Genomic DNA, 12,345 nt, shown 5'->3' with positions numbered 1-12,345 from the left:
GCACTAACCTTCCTGCGAGCGTTCGCGGACGTCGTTGATGATGTCGGAGAAGTCCTTGTGCGGGTCGTGGGTGCCCACGAGCCGCTCGTAGATCTTGGTCGCATGGGCGCCGAGCTCGGTGTCCACACCGCTCGACCCCGCAGCGGCCTGGGAGAGCAGCAGGTCCTTGAGCATCAGCTGAGACGCGAACCCCGCCTGGTAGTCGCGGTTCGCCGGACTACTCGGCACCGGCCCGGGCACCGGGCAGTTCGTCGTCAACGCCCAGCACTGGCCCGAGGCATTGGCCGCGACGTCGAACAGCGCCTGGTGGGTCAGCCCGAGCTTCTCGCCGAGCACGAAGCCCTCGGAGACGCCGATCATGGAGATGGCGAGCATGAGGTTGTTACAGATCTTGGCGGCCTGGCCCGCACCCGGATCGCCGCAATGCACGACTCGTTTGCCCATGACCTCGAAATACGGGCGCGCGACCTCGAACGCCTCCGACGTGCCACCGACCATGAAGGTCAGCGTTCCGGCCTCGGCGCCCACTACACCGCCGGACACGGGAGCGTCGACGGACAGGAAGCCGGCGTCCTGGGCGAGTCGATGTGCCGCGCGCGCATCGTCGACCGAGATCGTCGAGCAGTCGAGGAACGCCGTGCCCGGCGTGGCCGCGGCGATGATGCCGTCGGGGCCGCCGTAGAGGCCCTGAACCTGCTCGCCGGACTGCAACATCGTGATGACGACGTCCGCGCCGGCGGCCGCGACGGACGCCGACTCCGCGATGCCGACGCCCTTGGCTGCCGCCTTCTCGCACAGCTCGGGGACGATGTCGTACCCGTGCACGTCGTGCCCGGCCTTCGTGAGGTTGACGGACATGTGGTGGCCCATGTTGCCCAGGCCGATCACTGCGATGGCGGTCATCGTCTTTCCTTCCGGTTGAGGTCGGGCTGGAATACCGCGTCGACGTCCGCACCGGCGACGTCGGCGAGGCTGTCGGGCTGCCAGTGGGGGTTGCGATCCTTGTCGATGACCGCCGCGCGTACGCCCTCGCGGAAGTCGGGGCGGCGGATCAGCGCGAGCGACAGGGTCAGGTCTTGCTCGAGGGACTGCTCGACGCGGTCGAACGAGCGCGCGTTCCGGAGGGCGCGAAGGGTGACCGCGAGCGAGAACGGCGCCGCGCGGTCGAGCGCTTCGAGGGTACGTCGGTCGCCGGCCCGTGTCAGGTCGCCGCGGATCTCTGCGATGGTGTCGTGCGCGAAGCACCGACCGATCGTCGTACGGTCGAGCGCGGACTCCGGCGGCGAGCCACCGGTCAACGCCGCGATCGCCTCGTCGGCGGGTTCGTCGGCGAGGCGGCGGACCAGCTCCTCGATGCGTTCGCTCGGCACGTACGTGTCGGCGAGCCCGACCGTGATCGCATCGGTTGCGTTGAGCGGGATCCCGGTCAACGCGGCGTACGTGCCGAGCTCGTCGGGGGAGTGCGACAAGATGATGCTGGTGCCCACATCGGGGGTGTATCCGATTGTCACCTCGGGCATGCCGACCTTCGTCGTCTCCGTGACGATGCGGTGGCTCGCGTGTGCGGACACCCCGACGCCGCCGCCCATGACGACGCCGTCCATCACCGCGACGTACGGCTTGGGGTAGCCCGCGACCAGCGCGTCGAGGGCGTACTCGCGTCGCCAGAAGGTCTCCGCGTGGTCGAGGTCGCCGGTGGTGGTGGCGTCGTACAACGTGCGGATGTCGCCGCCCGCGCACAGTCCGCGATCACCCGCGCCGGTGAGCGCAACGGTCTCGACCGAGTCGTCCTCGGCCCAGGCCTCGAGCGCCTCCGACATCGTGTCGACCATCGCGAGCGTGAGCGCGTTGATCGCCTTCGGGCGGTTCAGGACGAGGTGGCCGAGCCGGCCCTTGGTCTCTACCAGGACCTCCGGCTCGGAGCCCGTCACGACGCGACCTTGGGCGTGCGCTGCGCCCGGGAGATGATCACGCGCATGATCTCGTTGGTCCCTTCGAGAATCTGGTGTACGCGCAGGTCGCGGACGATCTTCTCGATGCCGTACTCGTGCAGGTAGCCGTATCCACCGTGCAGCTGCAGGGCGTCGTTGGCGATGCCGAAGCAGGTGTCGGTGACGTGTCGCTTGGCCATCGCGCACAGCTCGGTCGCGCGCCGGTCGTCGTCGTCGAGCGCGCGAGCCGCCCGGTGCAGCAGCAGCCGGGCAGCCTCGAGCTCGGTGGCCATGTCGGCAATGCGGAACTGCGTCGCCTGGAACTCCGCGACCGATCGTCCGAACGCCCTGCGCTGCTCGACGTACGCGAGCGCCTTGTCGTAGGCGGCCTGCGCGCCGCCGAGGGAGGATGCTGCGATGTTGACGCGCCCGCCGTCGAGGCCGCTCATCGCGATGGCGAACCCCATGCCCTCGCCGGCCAGGAGGTTCTCGGCCGGTACGCGAACGTCGTCGAAACGCACCTCGCGGGTGGGCTGGGCGTTCCAGCCCATCTTGAGCTCGTCGGCGCCGAACGAGAGTCCGGGCGTGCCGTTCTCGACGACGAACGCGGTGATGCCGCGCGCTCCGTCATCGCTGGTGCGCGCCATCACGACGTACGTGCCGGAGGTGCCTGAGCCGGAGATGAACTGCTTTGCGCCGTTCAGCACGTACGTATCGCCGTCACGCCGGGCGCGGGTACGCAGCGCGGCCGCATCGGACCCGGCCTCCGCCTCCGTCAGGCAGTAGCTGCCGAACTCCGCCATCGAGCACAGGTCGGGCAACCAGCGCCGGCGCTGCTCGTCGTTGCCGAAGCGGTCGATCATGCCGGCCACCATGTTGTGGATCGAGATGTAGCTCGCTATCGACGGGCAGCCGTATGCGAGCCCCTCGATGATCAACGCCGCCTCGAGCCTCGACAGCCCGCTCCCGCCGACGTCGTCGCCGACGTAGATGCCGCCCATGCCGAGGTCGGCGGCACGGCGTAGGACATCGACCGGAAACTCCTTCTTGAGGTCCCACTCGAGCGCGTACGGAGCGATCTGTTCGCGCCCGAAGTCGGCGGCGAGCGCGAACAGGTCCGTCTGCTCCTCGGTGAGGCCGTAGATCTCAGTGGGCAAGGTTGACCGACACCTGTTTGCGCTGGGTGAAGCTGTCGAGCATGCCCTCGAGCGAGAACTCCCGGCCGATGCCCGACTGCTTGAACCCGCCGTACGACTGACCGAGCACCTGGCCGCCGCCCTGGTTGACCTGGACCCACCCGGCGTCGAGCCGGTGCGCGGTACGTAGCGCCGCGCCCATGTCGTGGGACCAGACGAACCCCGCGAGACCGTAGTGGGTCTCGTTGGCCATGGCGATCACGTCGTCCTCGTCCTTCCACGGGATCGCCACGACCACCGGGCCGAAGATCTCCTCCTGGGCGACGCGCCAGTCGTTGGCGACGTTCGCGATCACGGTCGGCTGCACGTAGTTGCCACCGGACAATGGGCCGTCCTTCGGTGGTACGCCGCCGATCGTGATGCGCGCGCCGGCCTGGCTCTCGCCGTCGGCGATGTAGTCGCAGACCTTGTCGAACTGCTTGGTGTTCACAATGGCGCCCATATCGGTCGCCTCGTCGAGTGGGTCGCCGACGACCAGCTTGGAGAGCCGCTCGGTGAGCTTGTCGATGAAGCTGTCGAAGATCGACTCGTGCAGGAACAGCCGCGAGCCGGCTGTGCACGACTGGCCCTGGCGGAAGAAGCGCACGCCGGCGATCGTGCCGTCGACCACCCAGTCCTCGTCGGCGTCGGGGAACACCACCTGCGGGCTCTTGCCGCCGAGCTCGAGGGAGACGGGTACGACGCGCTCGGATGCGACCTCCATGACCCGTTTGCCGACCGCGGTGGAGCCGGTGAACGACAGCTTGTCGACACCCGGGTGGTGGCTGAGCGCCTCGCCCGCCTCGGTGCCGTAGCCGGTGACGACGTTGAGGACGCCGGCGGGCAGGTGCTCCTGGCACTTGCGTACGACGGCCAGGATCGCGAGCGGGGCGTCTTCGGCGAGCTTGAGCACGAGGGTGTTGCCCATCGTGATGGCCGGCGCGATCTTGAGGGCCGACAGCATCAGCGGCGCGTTCCACGGGACGATCGCGCCGACGACGCCGAGCGGCTCGCGGCGGGTGTAGTCGAGGATCAGGTCGCCTCGGGGCTGGGTCTCGCCCTTCGCCTCGGCGGCGAGCCCGCTGAAGTAGCGGAACGCGTCGACCACGAAGGCCGACTCGCCGCGGGTCTGCGTACGGATCGCGTTGCCGTTCTCGAGCGCGGAGAGCCTCGCGATCCGTTCGAGCTCGGGTTCGAGTGCGTCGGCGATGCGCCGGAACGCGTCGCCGCGCTCGCGGGGCGGGGTCGCGCGCCAGGCTGGCTGGGCGGCGCGGGCGGCGCGTACCGCCTTGTCCACGTCCGCCTCGCCGCCGCGCGGCACCTGCCCGATGACCGCGTGGTCGCGAGGCGACTCGATCTCGATCACGCGCCCGTCGGCCGCGTCGACCCACGCTCCGTCGATCAGCATCTGCTCGCGAATGTCTGTTTCGGTCATGGCTCCTCGGCTCACTCGGGATACGTGCGGATCGTGGGCGTGCGCGTACGACTGCGCCGCGTCGCCGATGATAGTAGGACTTCCAAGTATTGGAAACCCTAGGACCGTAACAGACCGCCGAGGTACGTCGTCCGGCCAATAGCGGGTGGGCGGATTGGCGGGAGGACGTACCTCGGCGAGTCCGGCACTCCGAAGACTCGGGCGGAGCTCAGTCGAAGTCGCCGGCGTCGCGGCGGAGGTTGGTGAGCACCGAGACGAGGGCGTCGACGTCGTCGGGTTTCAGCCCCGGCTCCGCGAACACCTTCGCGTTGAGCTGACCGGTCGCCGCCTTGCACTTCGCGCGGCCGGCCGCGGTCAGCTCGACGAGTACGCCACGGCGATCGTCGGGATGCGGTAGCCGGCGGACGAGCCCGGCCGACTCCAACCTGTCGACGGCGTTCGTCACGCTCGTCGGATGTACCTGCAGCAACGAGCTCGCCCGCGACATCGGCAGGGCGCCCTTGCGGGTGAACGAGAGCAACGCGAGCAGCTCGTACCGCGCGAAGGTGAGGTCGAACGGCTTCAGCACCTCGTGTACGCGCGCGAGCATGATCTGCTGGGCTCGCATCACCGACGTCACCGCGGCCATGCCGTCGGCGACGTCACCCCACCCGTGCGCAACCCACTGGCGGCGCGCCTCGGAGATGGGGTCGCGCGGATGGTCCTGCTGCTCGGGCACCTACCTACTCTAGGCGAATGCCTGCTGCAGCAGCGTCTTCTGCTCCTCGAGGTGGCGCGAGTGCTGCCCGACCGCGGGCGACGACGACTCGGGTCGCGACACCCGGTAGAACGGCAGGCCGTTCAGCGAGCCGCTCAGGTGCAGTGCCATGTGCGGCCACGGACCCTGGTTCGCGGGCTCGTCCTGCACCCAGCGCACCTCGGCGAGGTTGGCGTACTTCGCCAGCTCCACCTGGATCTCCGCGACCGGGCGCGGGTAGAGCCGCTCGATCCGGACGATCGCCGTACGCGGGTCGTCGCCCTCGCGGTTGGCCCGCTCGGCGATGAGGTCGTAGTAGACCCGGCCCGAGCACAGGATCATCCGCTCGACGGCTTCGGCGCGTACGGCGGGGTCACCGATCACCGGCGCGAATGTGCCGGAAGTGAAGTCGTCGGGCATCGACACGGCTTCCTTGCGGCGCAGCAGCTGCTTCGGCGTGAACACGATGAGCGGCCGGTGCTGGCTACGGAGGTTCTGCTGTCGCAGCAGGTGGAAGTACGACGCAGGCGTCGACGGCTGCGCGACCGTGAACTGGTCGTTCGCGGCCAGGCCGAGGAACCGCTCGATCCGCGCCGACGAGTGGTCGGGCCCTTGGCCCTCGTACCCGTGCGGCAGCAGCAGCACGACGCCGGACTTCTGGTTCCACTTGGCTTCGCTGGCACTGATGTACTCGTCGATAACGCTCTGCGCGCCGTTGACGAAGTCGCCGAACTGCGCCTCCCAGATCGTCAGTGCCTCGGGCCGTGCGACCGAGTAGCCGTAGTCGAAGCCGAGCGCCGCGTACTCCGAGAGCAGCGAGTCGTAAACGTAGAACGGCGCTTGGTTGTCGGAGAGGTTCGAGAGCGGGGTCCACTCGCTCGCGTTGTTGCGGTCGATGATGGTGGCGAACCGTTGTACGAACGTGCCGCGCCGGGAGTCCTGTCCGGCCAGGCGTACGGGACGGCCGTCGAGCAGTAGTGCGCCGAACGCCAGGATCTCGCCGGTCGCCCAGTCGATCGGGCCCTGTTCCATCGCCGCGGCGCGCCGGTTGAGCTGGGGGAGCACCTTCGGGTGCACCGTGAAGCCCTGGGGCGCGTTGGTGTAGGCGTTCGCGATGAGCTTGAGGGTGTCGGGGGTGACCGCCGACTCGGGGCCACCACCGGGCGCCTCGGGCTTCTCGGGGTAGTCCGGCCTCGTCTCGTACTCCGGCGGCGACGACGTCGCCTCGCGGACCTCGGTGAACACCCGCTCCAGCTGCTTCTGGTAGTCGTTGAGCGCCGACTCGGCGTCGTCCATCGTGATGTCACCACGGCCGACGAGTGCCTCGGTGTAGCGCTTACGCACCGAACGCTTGCTGTTGATGATGTCGTACATCAACGGCTGCGTGAAGCTCGGGTCGTCGCCCTCGTTGTGGCCACGGCGGCGGTAGCAGAGCAGATCGATCACGACGTCCTTGTTGAACGCCTGGCGGTACTCGAACGCCAACCGGGAAACGCGGATGCAGGCCTCGGGATCGTCGCTGTTGACGTGGAAGATCGGCGCCTGGACCATCCGGGCGACATCGGTGCAGTACAGCGAGGAGCGCGAGGACGCCGGCGAGGTGGTGAAGCCGACCTGGTTGTTCACGATGACGTGCACCGTGCCGCCAGTGCGGTATCCGCGCAGCTGCGACAGGTTGAGGGTCTCTGCGACTACTCCCTGGCCGGCGAAGGCCGCGTCACCGTGGACGAGGACCGGTAGCACAGGGTACTCCGCACCGCGGTTGAGGAGGTCCTGCTTGGCGCGGGCGATGCCCTCGAGCACCGGGTCGACGGTCTCCAGGTGGGACGGGTTCGCCGCGACCGACACCTTGATCGTGTCGCCCTCCTGGCCGACGAACTCGCCCTCGGCACCCAGGTGGTACTTGACGTCGCCGGAGCCCTGCACCGTACGCGGGTCGATGTTGCCCTCGAACTCGCGGAAGATCTGCCCGACGGACTTGCCGACGATGTTGACGAGCACGTTGAGCCGGCCGCGGTGGGCCATGCCCATCGTGACCTCGTCGAGCCCGGACTGAGCCGCGGCGTCGACGATCTCGTCGAGGACGGGGATCGTCGTCTCGCCACCCTCGAGGCTGAACCGCTTCTGGCCGACGAACTTCGTCTGCAGGAAGGTCTCGAACGCCTCGGCCTGGTTCAGCTTGTGCAGGATGCGCAGCTGCTCCTCGCGAGGCGGCTTCTGGTGCGGCTGCTCCACGCGCTCCTGGATCCAGCGGCGCTGCTCGGGGTCCTGGATGTGCATGTACTCGATGCCGATGGTGCGGCAGTACGAGTCGCGCAGGATGCCGAGGATGTCGCGCAGCTTCATGAACCGCCGCCCGCCGCCGAACGACCCGGTGGCGAACTCGCGCTCGAGGTCCCAAAGGGTCAGGTCATGCGTGGCGGTGTCGAGGTCGGGGTGGCTGCGCTGGCGGTACTCCAGCGGATCGGTATCGGCCATCATGTGGCCGCGTACGCGGAAGGCATGGATGAGCTCGAGCACCCGCGCCTGCTTGTGCACCTCGTCGTCGTGGCTGACGGCGATGTCTTGTGCCCAGCGGATCGGCTCGTACGGGATGCGCAGGGCGGCGAAGATCTCGTCGTAGAAGCCGTCCTCGCCGAGGAGCAGCTGGTGGAGCCGGCGCAGGAAGTCGCCCGACTGGGCGCCCTGGATGACCCGGTGGTCGTACGTCGAGGTGAGCGTCATCATCTTGGACACGGCCATCTGGTTGATGGTGTGTGCGGATGCGCCCTGGAACTCCGGTGGGTAGTCCATCGAGCCGACACCGACGATGCAGCCCTGGCCCTTCATCAGCCGCGGCACCGAGTGGTTGGTGCCGATCGTGCCCGGGTTGGTCAGGCTGACGGTCGTACCCATGAAGTCGTCGACGGCCAGCTTGCCGTCGCGAGCCTTGCGGACGATCTGCTCGTACGCGCTCCAGAACTCCGCGAAGCCCATCGTCTCCGCGCCCTTGATCGAGGGCACGACGAGCTGTCGGGTGCCGTCGGGCTTGGCGAGGTCGATCGCGAGGCCGAGGTTGACATGCTCGGGCCGCAGCAGGGTCGGCTTACCGTCGACGACGTCGTAGCCGTAGTTCATCTCGGGCATCTGGTGCAGCGCCTTGACGATCGCGTACCCGATGATGTGCGTGAACGACACCTTGCCGCCGCGGGCGCGAGCGAGGTGGTTGTTGATCACGATCCGGTTGTCGATCAGCAGCTTGACCGGAACCGAGCGAACGCTGGTCGCGGTCGGCACCTCGAGGCTGGTGTCCATGTTGGTGGCGGTGCGTGCGGCGGCGCCCCTCAGGCGTACCTGCTCGACCTCACCGGCGCTCGGCTTCGAGTCGGTGGTGGCGGTCGTCGTCGTGGCGGTCTTCGGCTGCGTCTGCGGCTTGCCGACCACGCGGCCGCTCGGCTGCGGCTTCTCCGACGGCTTGCTCGCGGTTGCGTCCGCGGCCGGGTCGGGCGGTGTGGCGACCGGCGTCGGCGGCGCACTCGGGGCGGGCGTCGTCGCCGTGTTCGTAGCGGCCGGGCGGGTGCCGTTGGTGTCGGCGCCGCCTTCGAAGAACGCCCGCCATGCCGGGTCGACGGCGGCCGGGTCGGTCTTGTACTGCTCGCGCATCTGGTCGACGAGCCATTCGTTGCTACCGAACTCTTGCTGAGCTGAATCGTGCGAGGACTCGGCCACGGCCTCGATCGCCTCTTCCGCTGGGTGTGTGGCTGGGAGAAGTTGTGGTTCCAGGCTATCCCGTGGCCCCAGCGAACCGCACTCGGGATCGGGTGACCCGGCACACGTCCGGCGGTGCCCAGTCGACCGCGATCTCGGGCCTGATCGCCCGCGTCCGGGCGTACACGTGGCATGGTGCGATGGAGTCTAGAGTCGCAACGCGCCGACCAGCGCGGACGTACGAGAGCGAGAGGGCACAAATGGTCGACACCACTGTTCCGGGCGGCACCTTCACGATGGCCGAGGATCTGACGGTCACCCGCATGGGCTACGGGGCGATGCAGCTCGCCGGCCCCCACGTGCTCGGGCCGCCCGCCGACCGCGACGAGGCGCTCGCCGTGCTTCGGGAGGCCGTACGCCTCGGCATCACGCACATCGACACCAGCGACTATTACGGCCCGTACGTCACCAACGAGATCATCCGGGAGGCGCTGCACCCGTATCCGGACTCCTTGCACATCGTGACGAAGGTCGGGGCGTTGCGCGACGCCGACGGTGGCTGGCCGACGGCCCTTGCTCCCGAGCAGCTGCGACGGGCGGTGCACGACAACCTCGAGCACCTCGGGTTGGAAGCGATCGACGTCGTCAACCTGCGGGTCGGCGACTTCGACAGCCCTTCGCCGGGTTCCCTCGCCGAGCCGTTCACCGCGCTCGCGGAGCTGCAGCAGGAGGGACTGATCAGGCATCTGGGCGTGTCCACGGTGAATGCCGAGCAGGTTGCCGAGGCGCAGTCGATCGCGCCGGTTGTATGCGTGCAGAACCACTACAACATCGCCAACCGCGCGGACGACGACCTGATCGACTCTCTCGACGAGCAGGGCATCGCGTACGTCCCGTACTTTCCGCTCGGCGGCTTCTCGCCCTTGCAGTCCGAGGTCCTGAGCACCGTTGCCGCCAACGTCGGGGCATCGCCGCTGGCCGTCGCGCTCGCGTGGTTGCTGCAGCGTTCCCCGAACATCCTGCTGATACCCGGCACCTCGTCCGTCGCGCACCTTCGCGAGAACGTCGCTGGTGCCGGCCTCGAACTACCTGCGGCCGAGCTGGCGAAGCTGGACGGCATCGCCTCCTGACCGCAGCGACCGTCAGGTTTCGGTGACGGGCGCCTGCCAGATCGCGACGATCGCGTCGATCAGGCCGGCGCCGGTCGCGGCCCAGGTCGGGCGGCGGCTCGGTGTGCCGTCGGCGAGTGCTCGCTCGCGCTCGGCGCAGATGTGCGTGATGAGGTTGCGGGCCATGTCGTGGCGCTCGGCGCGTACGTCGTCGGGGAGGTCGGGCGAGCAGCGGCGAATACGGTCGACGACCTCACGTACGGACGTCGTCGACGCCTCCTCGACGATCAGCGCGCGAAGCGCCGGGTCGGTGGTGAGCTGCGCGTTGAAGCGGGCGAACCAGGTCGGATCCTCCAGCGCGTCCAGATGCGCGGTCATCGGCAGCACCAGGCAACCGACCCAGTCGCGGATGTCGGTGGATTCGCCCGCCCGGGCAACGAGGCTCTCGCGACGCTGCTCCAGTGGCCCGAAATGCCGACGGACGATCGCGCTTACGAGGTCGAGCTTGTCGCCGAAGTGGTAGCCGACCGCGGTGTTGTTGCCCTGGCCGGCGGCGACGCTGACCTGTCGGTTCGACACGGAGAACACGCCGCGCTCGGCGAAAAGGCGCTCGGCCGTGTTCAAGATCCGCCCGCGGGTTGCACTGACCCGATCGGTTCGTACGCCACCGTCCCGCGCTGCGCTCACCTGTGTCGTACCTCTCACCAGCAAGTTGTGTTCCGAAACCTGATCCGTACCCTAGATTCGTCACGCTACTTCAGTCAGTTGACTTAAAGCATCCCGGGCCCCGCCATTCCTTCAGGAGAACACCATGCCGCATGCCCCGACGACGATCGCCGAGGCCGAGACACAACCCGCCCGGCAGGCGAACGTCGTCGTGGCGGTGTTGGCGTTCGCCGGCATCGTCGTCTCGCTGATGCAGACCCTGGTCGTACCGCTGATCCCCGAGCTGCCCTCCCTGCTGCACGCCTCCTCCTCGGATGCGGCGTGGGCGATCACCGCGACGCTCCTCGCGGCGGCCGTGGCGACACCGACCATGGGTCGCCTCGGCGACATGTACGGCAAGCGCGGCATGCTGGTGGTCAGCCTGGTCGCCCTGGTGGTCGGCTCGGTCATCGGTGCGATGAGCGACAGCCTGGTGCCGATGATCGTCGGCAGATCGCTCCAGGGCCTCTCCGCCGGCGTGATCGCCCTCGGCATCAGCATCATGCGCGACGAGCTGCCCCGTGAGCGGCTCGGCTCGGCCACCGCACTGATGAGTGCCTCGCTCGGCGTGGGAGGGGCGCTCGGCCTGCCCGCGGCGGCCTTTCTGGCGGAGAACGCCGACTGGCACCTGCTGTTCTGGACCGCTGCCGTGCTCGGAGGGCTGGCGCTGGTTCTCGTGCTGGTCCTCGTTCCCGAGTCACAGGTGCGGACGGGCGGGCGGTTCGATGCCGTCGGCGCCGTCGGCCTCTCCGCCGCCCTCGTGTGCCTGTTGCTCGCGATCTCGAAGGGGGCCGACTGGGGGTGGGCCAGTGGGCTCACGACCGGTCTGTTCGTCGCCGCCGCGTCGGTCCTGCTGGTGTGGGGGTGGTGGGAGCTGCGTACGTCGGAGCCGCTCGTCGACCTGCGTACGGCCGCGCGGCGGCAGGTCCTGCTGACGAATGCGGCATCGGCGGTGTTCGGCTTCGCGATGTTCGCGATGACGCTGGTGCTCCCGCAGCTGCTCCAGCTGCCCGAAGCGACCGGGTTCGGGCTCGGGCGCGGCATGATGACGGTCGGCCTGGTGATGGCGCCGTCCGGCCTCGTCATGATGGCGATGGCGCCGTTGTCGGCTCGGATCTCGCGTACCCGCGGGCCCAAGGTCACGCTGATGTGGGGCGCTGTCGTCGTCGCGTGTGGGTACGCGCTGAATGTCGTCCTGATGTCGCAGATCTGGCATCTCGTGCTGGCGTCGTGCGTCATCGGGGCCGGCATCGGACTCGCGTACGGCGCCATGCCTGCTCTCGTGATGGCAGCGGTTCCGGTTTCGGAGACGGCGGCGGCCAACAGCCTGAACACCCTCATGCGCTCGATCGGTACCTCGGTGTCGAGCGCGGTGGCCGGCGCGGTCCTCGCCGGGATGACGCTCAGCCTCGGTGCCGTCGCCGTGCCCTCGCAGGACGGCTTCCGTGTGGTGATGGCCCTCGGTGCTGCCGCCGCGCTGGCCGCCCTTGTCGTCGCGTCCTTCCTGCCGGGCAAGGACTCTGCCGACGCGCACTAGCACTCTCCGCTGCGCTCGCATGCGTCGCGG

9 protein-coding genes are annotated in these 12,345 nt (G+C 68.8%); 2 read left to right on the top strand and 7 right to left on the bottom strand.

Annotation, left to right across the window (positions count from 1 at the left end; all coding sequences use genetic code 11):
- Positions 1–3 precede the first annotated feature (3 nt).
- The 6 genes from mmsB to L0C25_RS02785 all read right to left on the bottom strand — a co-directional run bounded on the left by mmsB (position 4) and on the right by L0C25_RS02785 (position 8,985).
- A complete protein-coding gene (mmsB, locus tag L0C25_RS02810; protein WP_271634861.1) occupies positions 4–903 on the bottom strand; it encodes a 3-hydroxyisobutyrate dehydrogenase in 900 nt (299 codons plus the stop codon).
- Positions 900–1,931 (bottom strand): 3-hydroxyisobutyryl-CoA hydrolase, encoded by a 1,032-nt coding sequence (locus tag L0C25_RS02805; RefSeq protein ID WP_271634860.1) that lies wholly within the window; start codon positions 1,929–1,931, stop codon positions 900–902. Before L0C25_RS02805 ends, mmsB begins: the two co-directional genes overlap by 4 nt.
- Positions 1,928–3,088, bottom strand: coding sequence for an acyl-CoA dehydrogenase family protein (locus L0C25_RS02800; protein ID WP_271634859.1), 1,161 nt, complete (start codon positions 3,086–3,088; stop codon positions 1,928–1,930). Before L0C25_RS02800 ends, L0C25_RS02805 begins: the two co-directional genes overlap by 4 nt.
- Positions 3,078–4,541: an aldehyde dehydrogenase family protein gene (locus L0C25_RS02795; RefSeq protein WP_271634858.1), complete on the bottom strand. Its 1,464-nt coding sequence runs from the start codon at positions 4,539–4,541 to the stop codon at positions 3,078–3,080. The genes L0C25_RS02800 and L0C25_RS02795 overlap by 11 nt, the downstream gene beginning before the upstream one ends.
- Before the next feature lie 208 nt (positions 4,542–4,749).
- A complete protein-coding gene (locus L0C25_RS02790) occupies positions 4,750–5,259 on the bottom strand; it encodes a MarR family winged helix-turn-helix transcriptional regulator (protein WP_271634857.1) in 510 nt (169 codons plus the stop codon).
- Positions 5,260–5,268: 9 nt separating this feature from the next.
- Positions 5,269–8,985: a multifunctional oxoglutarate decarboxylase/oxoglutarate dehydrogenase thiamine pyrophosphate-binding subunit/dihydrolipoyllysine-residue succinyltransferase subunit gene (locus tag L0C25_RS02785; RefSeq protein WP_271634856.1), complete on the bottom strand. Its 3,717-nt coding sequence runs from the start codon at positions 8,983–8,985 to the stop codon at positions 5,269–5,271.
- Between the two features lie 239 nt (positions 8,986–9,224).
- Here L0C25_RS02785 and L0C25_RS02780 point away from each other — a divergent pair, with 239 nt between their 5' ends.
- Complete coding sequence (locus tag L0C25_RS02780; protein WP_271634855.1) at positions 9,225–10,094, top strand: aldo/keto reductase family oxidoreductase; 870 nt, start codon at positions 9,225–9,227, stop codon at positions 10,092–10,094.
- 12 nt (positions 10,095–10,106) lie between these two features.
- On the opposite strand, the gene L0C25_RS02775 is transcribed toward L0C25_RS02780, so the two are convergent.
- Positions 10,107–10,760, bottom strand: a complete 654-nt coding sequence (locus L0C25_RS02775) for a TetR/AcrR family transcriptional regulator (protein ID WP_271634854.1) — start codon at positions 10,758–10,760, stop codon at positions 10,107–10,109.
- A gap of 124 nt (positions 10,761–10,884) precedes the next feature.
- Between L0C25_RS02775 and L0C25_RS02770 the strand changes: the two genes are divergently transcribed.
- Entirely contained in the window at positions 10,885–12,315 is a 1,431-nt protein-coding gene (locus tag L0C25_RS02770; RefSeq protein WP_271634853.1) for an MFS transporter, read from the top strand.
- Positions 12,316–12,345: the final 30 nt, after the last annotated feature.

Source organism: Solicola gregarius (assembly GCF_025790165.1).
In the GTDB taxonomy this organism is placed as follows: Bacteria; Actinomycetota; Actinomycetes; order Propionibacteriales; family Nocardioidaceae; genus Solicola; species Solicola gregarius.
This window is presented reverse-complemented; position numbering and strand designations above follow the sequence as displayed.